Annotated in this window: 16 protein-coding genes; 8 read left to right on the top strand and 8 right to left on the bottom strand. The window is 68.2% G+C overall.

The genetic code is table 11. From position 1 onward, the window contains the following. Window positions 1–4: 4 nt before the first annotated feature. A complete protein-coding gene (locus tag K2Y56_RS15935) occupies window positions 5–688 on the top strand; it encodes an alpha-ketoglutarate-dependent dioxygenase AlkB (protein ID WP_292509479.1) in 684 nt (227 codons plus the stop codon). Window positions 689–818: 130 nt separating this feature from the next. Continuing rightward, entirely contained in the window at window positions 819–1,790 is a 972-nt protein-coding gene (locus tag K2Y56_RS15930; protein ID WP_292509477.1) for a hypothetical protein, read from the top strand. Between the two features lie 10 nt (window positions 1,791–1,800). On the opposite strand, the gene grpE is transcribed toward K2Y56_RS15930, so the two are convergent. Both grpE and K2Y56_RS15920 read right to left on the bottom strand, forming a co-directional pair. Next, on the bottom strand, window positions 1,801–2,412 hold the full coding sequence (grpE, locus tag K2Y56_RS15925) for a nucleotide exchange factor GrpE (protein ID WP_292509474.1): 612 nt from the start codon (window positions 2,410–2,412) through the stop codon (window positions 1,801–1,803). A gap of 82 nt (window positions 2,413–2,494) precedes the next feature. Further along, entirely contained in the window at window positions 2,495–5,284 is a 2,790-nt protein-coding gene (locus K2Y56_RS15920; protein WP_292509471.1) for a [protein-PII] uridylyltransferase, read from the bottom strand. A gap of 205 nt (window positions 5,285–5,489) precedes the next feature. Here K2Y56_RS15920 and K2Y56_RS15915 point away from each other — a divergent pair, with 205 nt between their 5' ends. The 4 genes from K2Y56_RS15915 (at window position 5,490) to K2Y56_RS15900 (ending at window position 8,669) form a co-directional block, all read left to right on the top strand. Next, entirely contained in the window at window positions 5,490–6,461 is a 972-nt protein-coding gene (locus K2Y56_RS15915; protein WP_292509468.1) for an aliphatic sulfonate ABC transporter substrate-binding protein, read from the top strand. 5 nt (window positions 6,462–6,466) lie between these two features. Continuing rightward, a complete protein-coding gene (locus K2Y56_RS15910) occupies window positions 6,467–7,297 on the top strand; it encodes an ABC transporter permease (RefSeq protein WP_292509465.1) in 831 nt (276 codons plus the stop codon). Between the two features lie 5 nt (window positions 7,298–7,302). After that, window positions 7,303–8,082: an ABC transporter ATP-binding protein gene (locus tag K2Y56_RS15905; protein WP_292509463.1), complete on the top strand. Its 780-nt coding sequence runs from the start codon at window positions 7,303–7,305 to the stop codon at window positions 8,080–8,082. Window positions 8,083–8,159: 77 nt separating this feature from the next. After that, on the top strand, window positions 8,160–8,669 hold the full coding sequence (locus K2Y56_RS15900) for an OsmC family protein (protein WP_292509460.1): 510 nt from the start codon (window positions 8,160–8,162) through the stop codon (window positions 8,667–8,669). Here K2Y56_RS15900 and K2Y56_RS15895 read toward each other — a convergent pair. The 3 genes from K2Y56_RS15895 to K2Y56_RS15885 all read right to left on the bottom strand — a co-directional run bounded on the left by K2Y56_RS15895 (window position 8,644) and on the right by K2Y56_RS15885 (window position 10,639). Next, window positions 8,644–8,997 (bottom strand): helix-turn-helix domain-containing protein, encoded by a 354-nt coding sequence (locus K2Y56_RS15895; RefSeq protein ID WP_292509457.1) that lies wholly within the window; start codon window positions 8,995–8,997, stop codon window positions 8,644–8,646. The genes K2Y56_RS15900 and K2Y56_RS15895 overlap by 26 nt on opposite strands. A 293-nt stretch (window positions 8,998–9,290) precedes the next feature. Continuing rightward, complete coding sequence (gshB, locus tag K2Y56_RS15890; protein ID WP_292509454.1) at window positions 9,291–10,238, bottom strand: glutathione synthase; 948 nt, start codon at window positions 10,236–10,238, stop codon at window positions 9,291–9,293. Between the two features lie 92 nt (window positions 10,239–10,330). Further along, window positions 10,331–10,639: a hypothetical protein gene (locus K2Y56_RS15885; RefSeq protein WP_292509451.1), complete on the bottom strand. Its 309-nt coding sequence runs from the start codon at window positions 10,637–10,639 to the stop codon at window positions 10,331–10,333. Between the two features lie 497 nt (window positions 10,640–11,136). Here K2Y56_RS15885 and K2Y56_RS15880 point away from each other — a divergent pair, with 497 nt between their 5' ends. Together K2Y56_RS15880 and K2Y56_RS15875 are read left to right on the top strand one after the other, a co-directional pair. Further along, on the top strand, window positions 11,137–11,373 hold the full coding sequence (locus tag K2Y56_RS15880) for a hypothetical protein (protein WP_292509448.1): 237 nt from the start codon (window positions 11,137–11,139) through the stop codon (window positions 11,371–11,373). A 72-nt stretch (window positions 11,374–11,445) separates the two neighbouring features. Beyond that, complete coding sequence (locus K2Y56_RS15875; RefSeq protein WP_292509445.1) at window positions 11,446–12,276, top strand: hypothetical protein; 831 nt, start codon at window positions 11,446–11,448, stop codon at window positions 12,274–12,276. A gap of 44 nt (window positions 12,277–12,320) precedes the next feature. Here the strand turns inward: K2Y56_RS15875 and K2Y56_RS15870 are convergent, their stop codons facing one another. The 3 genes from K2Y56_RS15870 to K2Y56_RS15860 form a co-directional block, all read right to left on the bottom strand. Beyond that, the gene (locus K2Y56_RS15870) at window positions 12,321–12,920 is read right to left on the bottom strand and encodes a hypothetical protein (RefSeq protein ID WP_292509441.1); all 600 of its coding nucleotides are present in this window, start codon (window positions 12,918–12,920) and stop codon (window positions 12,321–12,323) included. After that, window positions 12,917–13,612, bottom strand: a complete 696-nt coding sequence (locus K2Y56_RS15865; protein WP_292509439.1) for a DUF1214 domain-containing protein — start codon at window positions 13,610–13,612, stop codon at window positions 12,917–12,919. Before K2Y56_RS15865 ends, K2Y56_RS15870 begins: the two co-directional genes overlap by 4 nt. Before the next feature lie 112 nt (window positions 13,613–13,724). Beyond that, window positions 13,725–15,962: a transglycosylase domain-containing protein gene (locus tag K2Y56_RS15860; RefSeq protein ID WP_292509436.1), complete on the bottom strand. Its 2,238-nt coding sequence runs from the start codon at window positions 15,960–15,962 to the stop codon at window positions 13,725–13,727. Window positions 15,963–16,037 lie beyond the last annotated feature (75 nt).

Raw genomic sequence — 16,037 nt, 5'->3', positions numbered from 1 at the left:
CGCCATGGCTGCGCCCGGGCCCGGAATCGCTCTCGCTCCGGGCCTCGTCCATCATCCGGGCTACCTCGACGCGGCCGGGCTGGCCCGGCTTTGGATCGAGCTCGCTGAGGTCATCGCCGTCTCGCCGCCTTACCGACCGCGGATGCCGCGGACCGGCGCGCCGTTCTCGGTGCGGATGACGAATTGCGGCGCGCTCGGCTGGGTCTCGGACGAGGCCGGCTATCGCTATCAACCCCATCACCCCGAGACCGGCGCAACCTGGCCGTCGATCCCTCCCACAGCGATGGCGGCGTGGCGAGATCTTGCCGGATACGAGGCCCCGCCCGAGACCTGCCTCGTGAACCTCTACGAGCCAGGCGCGCGGATGGGATTGCACCAGGACCGGGATGAAGCGGCGCTCGATGCGCCCGTGGTCTCGCTCTCCCTCGGGGCAACCGCGCTCTTTCGCTACGGCGGCATTCGGCGGAGCGACCCGACGCGATCGATCAGGCTCGCTTCTGGGGATGCCCTTGTCATCGGCGGCGCCTCGCGCCTGATCCATCACGGCGTCGACAGGATTCTTCCGGCTCTTCCCGACCTTCTCGGCGGCATGGAACCGCCGGTCCTGACCAAGATCATGACCGGTCTGTTGCCCCCAGGAGGGCGCTGCAACCTCACCTTGCGCCGCGTCACGCGTCCTCCGGAGTGACGTCGACGCTTGACAGGGGTGGAACGGAAGCCGACCTCATCCTTGCGCGAAGCCGGCCGCCGAAGGGCAGCCCCGGCCGCGCCGAGCGGCTCCCCGTTCGAGACGTCCCGTACCTGGAGCTATCCACCCGATGCGTCTGCGTGATCTCCCGCGTTCCAGTCTTGCCCTGGCCCTCTCTCTGGCCCTCTGCGCCTTCGTTGCGTCCAGCGCGATGGCGGCGGAGGCGATCTATCCGCCGGGTTCGCGGTTCGGGTTCTCGCCACCGCCGGACATGGCGATCTCGAAGCGTTTCACCGGGTTCGAACGCCTGGAAGGGGGAGCGACCGTCTCCGTGGTGGAGCTGCCACCCGCTGCCTATGTCGATCTTGAAAAGAACTTCACGGACGAGAATTTGAAGACGCAGGGCTTCGTCGTCTCGAATCGCGAGGCGATCAAGCTCGCGGGTGACGTGGACGCGGTCCTGTTCACCGGCGAGCAGCCGATCGCCGAGCCGCCGGGCACCCCCTCCATCAAGAAGTGGCTGCTCCTCGTCGGCGACCCCACCGTCACCGGCATCATCATCGCGCAGAGCCTTCCCGGGGCCGAGACCGAAGAATCCATGAAGGCGATGCTGACGGGCGTGCGGATCCGGCCCGCCCTCAGCCTCGATCAACTCGTCGGCGCTCTGCCGTTCCGGGTCGGCAATCTGGCCGGGTTCCGTCCGGTACGGGTGCTCGCGGGCAACTCGATGTTGATGACGCTCGGGCCCAAGGACGAGGTGAGCAACCTTGAACAGCCGATCCTCGTGCTGGCGCAGGCGGTGCAGCCGCCGCCCACGGCCGAGCAGCGGGACGCCTTCGCCAAGGCCGCTCTCTATTCGAACCAGACGATCAAGGATTTCGTGATCGAGCGCTCGCAGAGCTACCGCCAGAACGGCGTCGACTGGCACGAGATCGTGGCACGGGCCAAAGACCTTCCGACGGATACGCCGGTCGTGGTCTCGCAGACGATCCGCTTCGCTCCCGACGGCTACCTGCGTGCCGTCGGGGTCGTCCGAGCCGAACAGCGCGAGGTGACGCTGTCACGCTTCCGCGACGTCGTCGACAGCGTTCATGTCAAATAGGGGCGGACGATCAGGCCGCGTCGGCCGGGGTCGCAGCCGGCTTCGGTCCCCCCTTGGCGACGCCGACGAGGGCAGGGCGCAGGACGCGATCGCCGAGCACGTAACCGGCCTGCATCACCTGAACCACGGTCCCGCTCGGAACCTCCGCATCGGGAACCTCGAACATCGCCTGATGGCGGTTCGGGTCGAAGCGCTGGCCCTTCGGCTCTAGGAGTTTCACGCCGTGGCGGTCGAAGGTCTTGGCAAGGTCGCGTTCCGTCAGCTCGATGCCGTCGAGAAGCGCCTTGAAGGCACCGTCCGCGCTCTCTCTCGCCTCGGCCGGCACGCTCTCGATGGCGCGGCGGATGTTGTCTGCGGCGGTGAGCAGGTCGCGGGCGAAGTTGGTCACCGCATAGGTGCGCGCATCGGCGACCTCACGCTCGGTCCGCCGGCGCAGATTCTCCATCTCGGCCAGCGTACGCAGGACGCGGTCCTTCAGCTCGTCGCGCTCCGCGGCCAGGGCTGCGGCGGGATCGGGCTGCGACGCATCGGCCTTCGACGGCTCGGCTTTGGCAGCCCCATCCTCGGCGACCGCCTCGACGGTCTCGCGCTGATCCTCGTGCTCCATGTGGTTCGCCATCATCGTGTGTCGTCGATCGGTGAGGTTTTCGGGGTCGGCGCTGATATCAGGCGCGCAGGCCGCGAAATCAAGCGCTTGCCCATGATCACGCCTCTCGCGGCGGCGGTGAATCGACCAGAGCCTCCAAGCCCTCGGCGCGCATGGCGGCGACGTCGCCCGCGAACACCTCCATCACGGCGCTTCGGATCGCCGCCTGCCGATCCGGCTGGGTCACGCGGGTACCGGTGAGGTCGGTGACGTAGAAGACGTCGACGGCGCGCTCGCCGAAGGTGGCGACATGGGCCGAGGTGATGTTGAGGCTGAGCCGGCTCAGCGCGGTCGTCAGTTCGTAGAGCAGACCGGGCCGGTCGAGGCCGGTGATCTCGATGACAGTCTCGCGGCTCGACAATGCGTTGTCGATCGACATGTCCGGCGGCACCAGGAAGGTCATCGCCCGCGCGGTCGGCGGATGCTTGTCGGCAACGAGATCGGCGATGCGGATCTCGCCCTTCAGCGCCTTCTCAATCGCCGTCGTAATGCGGCCGGCCCGTCGCATTTCGTCCTCGTCGCGGTCGAAGGCGCGCGAGATGAAGATGGAGTCGAGGGCAAAGCCGTCGTTGGTCGTGAAGATCTGGGCGTCGACGATGTTGCCGCCCGAGGCCGCGCAGGCACCCGTCACGATGGCGAGCAGCCGCGGATGGTCGGGGGAGTAGATCGTCAATTCGGTGATGCCACGGGCCGGGTCGGTCTCGCAGGCGGTGGCGACGGTGCGCCCCTGCGCAGCCAGCCGTGCGACGAAGCCCGCATGCTTGAACTGGCGCGCGACATCCACCTTGAGCCAGTAGGCCTGGTTGTGGCGGGCGGAGTAGGCGTCGAAGGCGTCCGATTTCCAGTCGGCGAGCTGCTCGCGCAGGGCCATCTGGATCAGCCGGACCCTGTCGGTGCGGGCGATCTCGGAATGGCCGCCGGAGAGCAGAACCTCGGTCTCGTCGTAGAGGGTGCGCAGCAGCGTTCCCTTCCAGGCGGTCCAGACGCCCGGACCCACCGCCGTGATGTCGGCCACGGTGAGGATGGTCAGGAGCTTCAGGCGTTCCAGCGTCTGGACCACGCCGGCGAACTTCTCGATGGTCTTCGGGTCCGAGAGGTCGCGGCTCTGCGCCGTCATCGACATCAGGAGGTGATGCTCGACGAGCCACGCCACCATCTCGGTTTCCGCCGGGCTGAGGCCGAAACGCGGCCCGATCTTCAACGCGATGACGGCGCCCGCGATGGAATGGTCCTCGGGTCGTCCCTTGGCGATGTCGTGCAGCAGCACAGCGACGTAGAGGGCGCGGCGGTTGCTGATCGTCTCGATGAGCCGCGAGACGAGGGGATGCTCTTCGACGATCCGGCCGGAATCGATCGCCGCCAGCACGCCGAGGGAGCGCAGCAGGTGCTCGTCCACCGTGAAGTGATGGTACATGTTGAACTGCATCATCGCGACGATGCGGCCGAAATCCGGGATGAAGCGCCCGAGCACGCCGGCCTCGTTCATCAGCCGCAGGATGGTCTCCGGCGAATTCTTCGAGGTCAGGATGTCGAGGAAGAGCTGGTTGGCCTCCGCATCCGCCCGCAAGGAATGGCCGATCAGCCGCCGCGAGCGGTTGGCGAGGCGGGTGGCGTCCGGATGGATCGGCAGGTTGTGGCGGTCGGCCAGCCAGAACAGCCGGATCAGGTTGACGGGATCGCGCACGAAGGCATCGGCATCCCTGACATTGATGCGGCCGTGGTCGTCGACGAAATCCTCGGCCTCGATCGCGGTGGCACGGAAACGATCGCGGAATTTCCCGATCCAACGGTCGAGGACGGGCGTGCGCTTGGCATGGCGGGCTTCGAGCGCGGCGCAGACGATAGCGGTAAGGTCGCCGACATCCTTTGCGATCAGGAAATACGCCTTCATGAAGCGCTCCACCGCCGAAAGGCCGCCGCGCGGCCCATAGCCGAGACGCTCGGCGATCTTCGGCTGCAGCCCGAAGGACAGGCGCTCCTCCGAACGTCCGGTGACGAAGTGCATGTGGCATCGCACCCGCCAGAGCAGTTCCTCGCAGCGCTCGAAGAGGTTATACTCCTCCTGCGTGAAAAGGCCGGCGCTCACGAGTTCCGCCTGATCGCGGACCCGGTAGGTGTATTTGGCGATCCAGAACAGGGTGTTGAGGTCGCGAAGCCCTCCCTTGCCGTCCTTGACGTTGGGCTCGACGAGGTAGCGCGAGGCCCCGGCCTTGCTCACGCGGGTGTCGCGCTCGCGCAGTTTCGCCTCGACGAATTCGGGTGCTGTCCACATCACGAGTTCCTGGTCGAACCGTGTGACCAGTTCCTCGAACAGCGCTCGGGAGCCGAACAGGAAGCGCGCTTCGAGGAGCGCCGTGCGGATCGTCATGTCCGCCTTGCTTTCGCGCAGGCATTCCTCGACGGAGCGCGTGGCGTGGCCGACCTTCACCTTGAGGTCCCACAGCACGTAGAGCATCGCTTCGACGACGCTCTCCGACCATGCGGTCTGCTTGTAGGGAAGCAGGAACAGGAGATCGATATCAGATCCCGGCGCCATGGTGCCTCGGCCGTAACCGCCGGTGGCCACCACCGCGAGCTGCTCGCCGGAGGATGGATTGTCGTTCGGATAGAGCCGCCAGACCACGGCGTCGTGGATCGCCCGGATCACCGCATCGGTCAGCGCGCTGATGCGGTTGGCGCAGGCGACGCCGTCCCTTTCCGCGAGGAGCCGCTCCTCGGCATCCGCGTGGCCGGCTGCGATCACGCGACGCAATTCCGGAACCAGGACGGAGCGCAATTGCGTCGCTTCGCGTGCGTCCCGCGGGAGATTGTCGAGGACGGTCTTGAGGGCGGCGCAGGCGTCGAACATGGGCAACCCCGTTAGCATGTTACGGGGGCGGCGCCATCGCTCGGCTCGTCGCGGGAGCCTCGGTGCGCGATTCACAGACAGCGTTCTCTATGGCGGAAAAGATGTTTGACATAAAGAACGCGCTTGCCTAGACGGCGTATCATAACCTTTGCAGGAATGGCAGCGACGCGGGCCCTTAGCGTTCGCTGCATGGGGAGGAGCCGAGATGCCGCTGGTCCGCCGTCTAGTCCTGGGTGCTTTTTGCGCAGCCCTCGGGCTCTCCGCCCTACCGGTTCGTGCCGCTGAGGTCACCGAGATCCGCCTCGATTGGGCGACCTATAACCCGGTCAGCCTCGTCCTCAAGGATAAGGGCTTCCTCGAAGAGTCCCTGAAGGCGAAGGGCATCAAGGTCCGCTGGACGCAGTCCCTCGGCTCGAACAAGGCTCTCGAATTCCTCAACGCGGGCGCCATCGATTTCGGCTCGACAGCCGGTGCGGCGGCGCTTCTGGCCAGGATCAACGGCAACCCGATCAAGGCGATCTACGCCTATTCGCGGCCCGAATGGACGGCCCTCGTGACCCGCAAGGACACGGGCATTGCCAAGCCGGCGGACCTCAAGGGTAAGCGCATCGCGGTCACGCGCGGCACCGACCCGCACATCTTCCTCATTCGCGCCCTGCAGGGCGCCGGGCTTACCGAGAAGGACGCCAAGCTCGTCCTTCTCCAGCACGCCGACGGACGCAGCGCCCTGGAGCGCGGCGATGTCGACGCCTGGGCGGGGCTCGACCCGATGATGGCGGCCTCCGAGGTCGAGGCCGGCAATGTCCTGTTCTTCCGCGATGCCGCGGCCAACACCTGGGGCGTGCTCGACGTGCGCGAGGATTTCGCCAAGGCGCATCCCGACCTCGTCACCGCCGTGATCGCCGCCTACGAGCGTGCCCGGGCCTACGCCATCGCCAACCCGGATGCCCTCAAACAGGCGCTCGTCGCGGCGACGAAGCTGCCCGAGCCGGTGATCGCCCGCCAGATCGAGCGCACCGACCTGACCCAGCCGGCGATCGGCACGGCCCAGTCGCAGAGCATCAAGGCGGCCGGCGTCGCCCTCCAGCAGGCGGGCGTGGTTCCGGCCGATGTCGATGTCGCCGCGGCGGTCGAGGGCCTGATCGATTCCCGCTTCGCGCCTGCCGCCGCCCGCTGAGCGGAATGGCCGAGACCGCGACGCCCGTGGCGAACGGCACGGCCGCCTCTGCGCGACGAGCGGAGTGGGGTGGGGCGGGCCGTCTCGCCCTCGGTCTCGTGCTGCCGCTGGCGGTCGCCTTGGGTTGGGAAATCGCGGTCCGCAACGGGCTGGCGCAGGGCCGTCTCCTGCCGCCGCCGAGCCGGATCGCCGCCACCCTCTACGGTCTCGCTGTCTCCGGCGACCTGTGGCTGCACGTGCAGGCGACGCTGACCCGGGTCGCCCTCGGCTTCGTGTTCGGATCCGTCACAGGCATCGCCGCGGGGGCGCTGACCGGCACCATGCCATTCGCCCGCCACCTGCTCGACCCGACCCTCCAGGCCCTGCGCGCGGTGCCGTCGCTTGCCTGGGTGCCGTTGTTCATCCTGTGGCTCGGCATCCTGGAGACCCCCAAGGTCGCGCTGATCGCCGTCGGGGTGTTCTTCCCGGTCTATATCGGGGTGGCCGGCGCCATCGCCTCGGTCGATCGTAAGCTCGTCGAGGTCGGCCGCATCTTCCGGCTCTCCAAGACGGCCTTGGCCCGTCGTATCCTTCTGCCGGCCGTGCTGCCGGCGACCCTCGTGGCCCTGCGCACGGGTCTCGGCCTCGGGTTCCTGTTCGTGGTCGCGGCCGAGCTGATGGGGGCCTCGGAAGGGCTCGGCTATCTGCTCGTCGACGGCCAGCAGTTCAGCCGCGCCGATCAGATCCTCGCCGCGATCATCGCCTTCGCGGTGCTCGGCAAGCTCGCCGATGCGGTTCTGGTGGCGCTGACCCGTCCACTGACGCGGTGGCAGGACACGGCGCGGGAGACGCTGTAGCCGCCATGCTGATCCTCGATCGCCTCTCCAAGACCTATGCCGACGGGACACGCGCCCTCGACGGCATCGCCCTGTCGGTCGAGAAGAGCGAGATCGTCGCGCTGATCGGCGGCTCCGGCTGCGGCAAGACAACGTTGCTGCGCCTCGTCGCCGGGCTCGACCGGGCGAGCGAGGGTGCGATCAGCCTCGATGGTGAGACCATTGCCGGACCGCATCCGGGTGTCGGCCTCGTCTTTCAGGAACCGCGGCTGCTGCCCTGGCTCACGGCCTCCGAGAATGTCGGCTTCGGCCTCGCGGATCTGCCGAAGGCCGAGCGCCGGGAGCGCGTCGCCCACGCCCTCGATCGCGTCGGACTGGCCGAGCATGCGGGCCGCTGGCCGCGCGACCTCTCGGGCGGCCAGCAGCAGCGCGTCGCCATCGCCCGCGCCTTCGTGGCGAACCCGCGGGTGCTCCTCCTCGACGAGCCTTTCTCGGCGCTCGATGCCTTCACCCGCAAGGACCTCCACGGGCATCTCCTCGCCCTGTGGGAGGAGGTCCGGCCGACCGTACTCATCGTCACCCACGACGTGAGCGAGGCGGTGGCGCTCGCCGACCGGGCGGTCGTGATGCGCCCCAAACCCGGCCGCCTCGACGACACCATCCCGTTGCCGCTGCCGCGTCCGCGCAACCCGACATCCACCCGCAGCGAGACGGCGACCCGCCAGATCCTCACGGCCCTCGATCGATCGTTGAAGCCGCGGCGGGCGCGAGACGATACGCCCGGCGAGGCCGCCCTGTGGTGGTAGCCTCGGCTCTGGCGCCGCCGGGATCGGCACGGTAGACGCCGCGCACAGCATCAAGAACAAGGACGGAGAACACGCCCATGGACGCCACCACGCTCCGCTCGCTCCAGGCTCCCCTCAAGGACCAGTACCGCAGCGCCCCGGACTCCGCCGTCATCACCCTCAAGGCCAAGGGGACCCTCGACGACACGTCGATCGCCTGCAAGGTCGAGACCGGCCGGGCGCTGGCCATTGCCGGCCTGCATCCGGCGACCGGCGGCTCGGGCGCCGAGCTCTGCTCGGGCGACATGCTGCTCGAAGCCCTGGTCGCCTGCGCCGGAGTCACCCTGAAGGCGGTGGCGACCGCCCTCGAGATCGACCTGCGGGCCGGTACGGTCAGTGCCGAGGGCGATCTCGACTTTCGCGGCACCCTCGGCGTCGACAAGGAAGCGCCGGTCGGCTTTCGGGCAATCCGCCTCGACTTCGCCCTCGACACGGACGCACCTCAGGAGAAGCTCGACCAGCTCCTCAAGCTCACGGAACGCTACTGCGTGGTGTTTCAGACCCTGAACCACAAGCCCGAGCTCAAAGTCGCCGCCGCGCGGGGATGAAGCCCAGCGGGGAAGCGAGGAGCCCGGCACAGGCCGTACGGTTCTTCATCGAGCTCATCGGGATGGGCATGTTCTCGTTGCTGGCGAGGCCCACGGCAGCGCCGGATTCGGCATCGCGCTGCAGCATGTCGAACCGGCCCTTGAAGGCCGGGCTGAAAGTCTTCTCATCGGATAATCCGCTAGCGTAGGCCACCGCCGAGACGCGAGGGCGGCCTGCGCCGCCGCCCTCGGTGAGGAGGCGAATGGCGAGAAGCAGGCGGCGCTCGCGGATATAGGCGGCGACGCCGCCATCGGCTTCGAACAGGCGAAAAAGCGTCGCCCTCGACATACCGAATCCGCGGTCATCAAGGAGAGCGAGTCCGACATTCCGGCCAAGACGCTCTGCCTGACCCTGCAGGTGCTCCACTCTTGTCGACGACCCGCCTGAAGCCGAGGACCTGTTCGCCCGCGAGGCCACCGCGATCCTCGAGTCGACGTCCTCCACGGCGCAACGGCTCCTCGCGATCCACGACGAGATCGCCGAGAAGCGTTATCGCAAGGCGCTCAAGCGAGGCCGCGATCTCGTCGCGTCCGAAGCGGTATCGAGCAATGCCGAGGAGGCGCGGTCCGGCGCCTGATCCGTCAGGACCTTTTGAGGCGCGCCTCGATCGCATCCCAGGTCGCGGCGGCGAGATCCGGTCCGCCGAGCCTGCGGATGGCGCGGATGCCGGTGGGCGAGGTCACGTTGATCTCGGTGAGGTGGCCGTCGATCACGTCGATGCCGACGAGGATGAGGCCGCGCCGCTTCAGCTCCGGGCCGATCGTCGCGCAGATCTCGCGCTCGCGCTCGGTGAGCTCGGAGGCGCCCGCCGCGCCACCGCGCACGAGGTTCGAGCGGATGTCGTTCGCCGCCGGCACCCGGTTGACCGCGCCCATGGCGATCCCGTCTACGAGGATGATGCGCTTGTCGCCCTCGGTGATGCGTGTCAGGAACTTCTGGGTCACCCAGGCTTCGCGAAAAGTCGCGGCGAAGAAGTCGAACATCGAGCCGAAATTCGGGTCCTCCTGCGTGACCCTGAACACCGCGGCGCCGCCATGGCCGTGCAGCGGCTTCATCACCACGGTGCCGTTCTCGGCCCGGAAGGCCTCGATCTCGGCCTTGTCGCGGCTGATCAGCGTCGGCGGCATCAACTCGGGATATTGCAGGACGTAGAGTTTCTCCGGCGCGTTACGCACCTCGATCGGATCGTTGACCACGAGAGTGCGGGGGCCGATCCGCTCCAGCATATGGGTCGCGGTGATATAGGCCATGTCGAAGGGTGGGTCCTGGCGCATCAGGACGACGTCGGCTTCGGCAAGGTCAATCCGACCCTCCTCGCCGAGCTCCGCATGGGCGCCCTCGACGTCCTGGACCTTGAGCGCCTCGATGCGCGCGGTGACGCGGCCGTTCTGAAGCGAGAGCCGATCAGGCGTGTAGTAGAGGAGGCGATGGCCCCGGGCCTGCGCTTCCAGAAGCAGAGCGAAGGTGGTGTCCCCGGCGATACGGATCGCCTGGATCGGGTCCATCTGAACCGCGACGGTCAGGGCCATGATTGTCGTCTCTCCCGAGGCCCCCACGATGCGGAGCGCCTCCCCTCTCGCACGGGAAGCCGGCTCCCGTCACCGGGCGCCGACCGGCAGGGTCAGTCCTCCGCGCCCGAATTGCGCTTCGAGGCGCGGCCGCCGGTGCGGCGGTCATAGTCGCCGATGGCCGCCCGGCATTCCGGCGAGAGCCGGCCGCGGTTGCGGTCCATGCACTTCTCGGCATCTGAGCTGTTGGGATCGACGCCGGCACAAAGGCGGAAATAGTCGTTCGCGCATCCAAGCTGCAGTCCCTGGTCCTCGCGCTGCGCCATGGCCGGGGTTGCGGCAAGAAGCGCGAGGGCGACTGGAGCCAGCAGCGCCGTGCGGTGCAGTCCTGAGATCGAGGGTCGTGACGTAACCACGCGCATCCTGCGGTGTCCTTCGCTCTTCATGGGTCAAAATCTGGCGGTCGCGGCGTTCGGCCATATCGGGCCACCGGGATGCATAGCAAGCGCATCCCAGCCACAGGGGTTCCGCCCGAAAGGAGGCGGCGATGTGGCGCCGCGTTGCCCCGGCTCCTCCCGATCGGCCGACGCGCGCACGAAAAGGCCCCGCTCGCGCAGCGAACGGGGCCAAGTGCAAGGGAGGAAACGCCCGCCATGGGCGATGGCTTATCATGCAACATACAAGCCAATGACGGGAAGGCTCGGAGAAGCCTCGGCGGACGAGGTCCGCCATCGGCCGGTAGCGACCAGGTACCGTTAGCGTGCATTGCCCTGGCAGTGCCGAACGCCGCGTGCGCCGGCAACACTCCGTTAACCACCCCGTGATGATCTGGCGCTCGCGACGCCTCGGGTCGGAAGGCCTGGACGGCCTTGGGGACCGGCGCCGCAAAGAGGTGACACGATTGACGGGATCGACGGCGATGAATGCTAATCCGAGGCTGTGCGAGGATGAGACCGCGAGGGTTCAGGCACTGCGTGGCGCAGCGATCCTGCCATTCGCCGCGGCCGCCGCGCGGCGTGCCCGGCGAAAGGCCGATCCGGCCGATGCCGTGGGTGAGATCCTCCTCTTCACCGGCGTCCGTTACGAGCGTCTGACCGTCGAGGGTGCCGGTCCCGAGGGCTGCGCCATGGTCGCGCGGGCACGGATGCCGTCCTGATCGCGGGCCGGATCCGACACATTCCTTTCCTTCCAGAACGCTCTGGCGCCGCTCGGCGCCAACGAGGATCCCATGCCGCCCGCCCGTTCCTTAGGCCGTCTCCGGCGGATCGCGGCCATCACGCCATCTCTGATCCTTGTCGGCTGCGTTCAGGAAGGCGATTTCGGCCGCGCCGCTCCGAGCGCGTGGAACAGGCTCGTCGACACCACCGGCTCGCTCGCGGCCAGCGCGCGCGAAGAGCCCTCTTCCGACTTCGCCCTTACCGACGACGAGCGGGTTCTTCGTGACCGCGCCTTCCGGTTCCTGATGCCGGCGGCCGGATACGACGTCTTCACCGGCGTCCTGGCGAACCTCACCCGCAGCCGCGTCCTTCCGCCGGACTGGCGATCCGACGATCCCGAGGCCTACCATCGCGGACTCGTCGGCGGCCCCTTTCGCTCCCCGGTGTCCCGCTATCGACAGCTCGGCGAGGATGCGAGTGCCGATGCCCGCTTGATCCCGTCCTTCGCGGCGACGGCATTGCGCGTGCGCGACGCGGACGCCTTGCGCCTTCGCGGCCTGCCCTCGGCCAAGACCCTGAACGACGATGACGTTCGCCAGGCGGCGATGCGCGTCGCCGAGAACCGCTGTCTCGTCGCCTGGGTCAGGTTGGAGGCGGGCCTGCGCGTCTCACGCTACCGCTACGCCCTCGAGCATCTCGTGGCGGAAGTGCCGGAAGCGGCCGAAGCGGTGTCGGCGGAACGCAGCCTCGGCTTCCTCGATGGCCGCCGCGCCCTGCTCGATCCGCTGCTGCCCCGCGACGCCGAGGCACGTTGCGGCCTTTTTCCGACGGAGCGGCCCGAGGCAGCCCTCGGCGGAGCGTCGGCCATACGTCCTGTCGCGCCGTTGATGCGCAAGTACTGAAGCACAAGACGAGTGAACAGGACTGCTGAAGCACCGGACGGCGCTCAGCCGCCGGGCTTCGTCTCTTCGCTGCCGGTATCCACGGTGCACGACACCGCCTGTACCGCCTCGTTGGCGGCAGCGCGCTGGCTCGGCAGTTCCGCGATCACCCGTACGACGACGAAACCCTGTCGATCCGTCGCGACGATGCGGACGTCGCGGCTGACCTCGTTCTCGTCCTCGTTCGCGAGGGCCTCGTCGAACTGCCGCCGGGTCAACACAACGAGATCGAGGGACCCGCGCAGGGCGGCCTGATCGGTGACCGCGTAGAACGCGCCCCGGCGGCCGTGGACGGCCATCGACATCATCAGAGGACCGGTGCGCGCCGCGACCCGCAACGGGCCCTCCGAGAGGTCGTAGGCACACAGGCCGACGGCCACGGCCGGATCTGGAACAGGCAGCCAGGCTTCGGCCGCCGGCGGCGTATCGCCGGTGGCCAGGGTGTGGATCCGCATTGCATGGTCGAGGCTCTCGGCGGTCCGGGCACGCGCCAGAGCATCGGTTTCGGACACCCTCGGGATCAGCAGGACGGCCGCGATATGCACGAGGCCGGCGATGACGAGGCCACAGACGGTGGCGAGGAGAACGCGTCCGCGCGGCGTCATGTGCGGCACCCGTTGCGGCGGATCGCCGGCAGCGCGCTGCGGTCGAGGGTCCCGGCGCTTGCCGCGACGGGGGTGTCGTAGAGGCGCAAGGCGAGGCGGACCGGGCCGCTCGGGCGAGGCATCGGCATCCAGTTTCCCGGCTGCGCCTGCGGCGCCAGCGTGATGACGAAGGTGCCGTCGGCCTCGCGCAGGATCTCGGTCGAGGTGAAGGCCTCGCGCAGAGACGAGGCGCCGTTCGGCCGGGCGCCCCGTCCGGCGACCGTCAAGGTCCAGGCCCGAGCAGGCGGCGTGACGCCGGCCACCGAGTACGTGCAGCCGGCATCGAGGACGCGGCCCTCGTCGTCCTGCGCCGCCGTGATGAGCAGGCCCTCGCCGACGCCGAGGGGAATCTCGCCGCGCCTCGCGTTGACCGCCCGGGTATAGGGATCGGCGCCCACCGCACCGGCCCTCGGCCAGGCCGTCCAGGGGCCGACGGTGACCCCGCCGAAGGGGTAGCCGCCGCTCGTGGCGTAATCGGCGCTGGCGAGGCCGAGGCCGCCGCCGAGAACGAGGGCGTAGACGACGAGGCTGATGTCCGAGGCGCTGCGCAGGGTGGCCCTGGCGCGGTCACGCGCGACACCGCCGAGGCGGCGGATGCCTGCGCCATCGCGGGGCAGGGCCGGCATCCGCGTCGTGTCAGCCGGTGTCGTCACGAAACGCACTTTCCTCAAGACGGTCGGGCTGCAGCCTGATGCGACGCCGCAGGTCGGGGTTTGGCGACGAATTCGGGCAGGAGTTTGGGCTCGGAGGAGAGGACCTGCACCCTCACGGCATGCCGATGCGCCCGCCGGCACTGCGCGTTCCCTCCGCCACAGCCCCGGCCGGTGTCGGGACGGTTTCGAATCCTGCGCGCGGTGCGGGCTTGGCCTCGACGTCCTTGAACAGGCCGCCGAGACCACCGATGACCTCGAAGGAGCGGCGCGAAAGCTTGCCGGCTGCGCTGGCCGCGGCATTGACGGGCGCGGGGGCGTCGCGGCTCGCCTGCGGCGCAGGGCGGCCGGGCTCCTTGAGGCCCGGCAGGGGCCTAAGCTCGATGCCCTGGTGGGCGCTCTCCATCACGTCGTGCCAGGTCATGGCGGGAAGCGAGCCGCCCGTCATCTTGTTCGTGGAGGTGGAATCGTCGTTTCCGAACCAGACGGCGCCGACGAGGTTGCCGGTATAGGCCACGAACCAGGCATCCTTGTAGGCGTTGGTCGTGCCCGATTTCCCCGCGACCTTGATGCCGTCGAGTTGTGCACGCTTGCCGGTACCCTCCTCGACCACCTTGTTGAGCATGAAATTCATATCGGCGACGACCTGTGTCGACAGGATCTGCTCGGGCTTCTCGTCGGCGTGGCGGTAGATGACGTCCCCGCTCGAGTTCCTCACCTCCATGGCGGCATAGGGCTTTGCCTTGCGGCCGCCATTGGCGAAGACCGCATAGGCGGCCGCCTGGTCGATCACGTTGACCTCCGCCGAGCCGATCGGCAGCGAGACCGTGTCCGTCAACGGCGTCGTGATGCCGAGGCGGTGGGAAAGGTCGATGATCTTGGCGCGGCCGGCCTTGGCGGCGTTGGCCTGATGGCTGATCCCCATGGCCCTGCCGAGGGCGATCGAGATCTGGATCGGAATCGTGTTGATCGACTTGGCGACGGCGACGGTGAGGTTCGTCGCGCCGGAGAAGGAGCGGCCGTAATTCTGCGGGCACCAGTTGCCGATGCAGATCGGCGTATCGACCACCTTGGTATCGGGCCGGTAGAGGCCGGCGGCGAGACCGGCCGCGTAAACGTAAGGCTTGAACGACGAACCCGGTTGGCGAAGGGCGTCGGTGGCCCGGTTGAACTGGCTCTGGCCGTAATCCGAGCCTCCGACCATGGCCCGCAGGGCGCCGTCTGGATCGAGGATGACCATCGCGGCCTCCTCGACCTCGTACTGGTCGCCGTACTTGCGCAGCGTGTTCGCCACCGCCTCGTCGGCCCGCTTCTGGATCGAGAGGTCGAGGGGGGTCTTCACCATGAGCACGCGGTCGTTGCGCAGCTTGCCCGCATCGGCGAGGCCCTTGATCTCGCCGAAGGCCCAGTCGAGGTAGTAGTCGGCCGTGATGTCGCGGGTACGGGTCACCGGCGTCGCCGGGTTGCGCAGGGCGCTCTGGATCTGTCCCTCGGTGAGGAATCCGGCCTCGACCATGTTGTGGAGCACGTCGACCGCGCGCGAGCGGGCGGCGGGCAGGTTCACGTGCGGGGCATATTTCGTCGGCGCCTTGAACAGGCCCGCCAGCATCGCTCCCTCCGCGAGGCTGATGTCCTTGAGAGGCTTGCCGAAATAGTAATCCGCCGCCGCCACGGCGCCGAAGGTGCCGCCGCCCATGTAGGCGCGGTCGAGATAGAGCTTGAGGATCTCGTTCTTGGTGAGGTGCATCTCCAGCCACAGGGCCAGGAACGCCTCGTTGATCTTGCGCTCCAGCGAACGTTCGTTCGAGAGGAACAGGTTCTTGGCGAGCTGCTGCGTGATCGAGGAGCCGCCCTGCGTCGAGCCGTTGCCGCGTGAATTGGAGACGAGGGCACGCGCGGTGCCGATCGGGTCGATGCCCCAATGCTCGTAGAATCGCCGGTCCTCGGTCGCGACCAACGCCTTGATCATGATGTCGGGGAATTCATCGAGCTTGAGCGAGTCGTCGTGCTTGATGCCGCGGCGGCCGACTTCGGTGCCGTAGCGGTCGAGGAAGGTCACCGCGAGATCCTGGGTCTTGAGCCAGTTCTCGCTGGTCAGATTGAAGGCGGGTTGCGCCAGCGCCAGCATCACGATCGCCCCGCCGGTGCCGAGGGTCATGGCTTCGCTCGTCAGATCGAGCGCTCCGCGCTTCCAGCCTTTAGCGGCGAACATGCCCATGCGTTTCGAGAAGGTCTCGTAGCCTTCGCCCGCCGAGCGGCCTCCCTCGTAGAGACTGGCATTCACCCATGCGTCGAAGGCGAGGGCGCCTCGCTTGATCCGGGTCAGCAGAGCGTTCACTCGTGGCAGGCGCACGGCACCGTCCTTCGGCCCCGCGGGGCCCCTGTCGAATCATAGCCGGATCGAAGGACGATCCGTACCGGTCTCGTT

Source organism: Methylobacterium sp. (genome assembly GCF_019745455.1).
Classification (GTDB): domain Bacteria; phylum Pseudomonadota; class Alphaproteobacteria; order Rhizobiales; family Beijerinckiaceae; genus Methylobacterium.
This window is presented reverse-complemented; position numbering and strand designations above follow the sequence as displayed.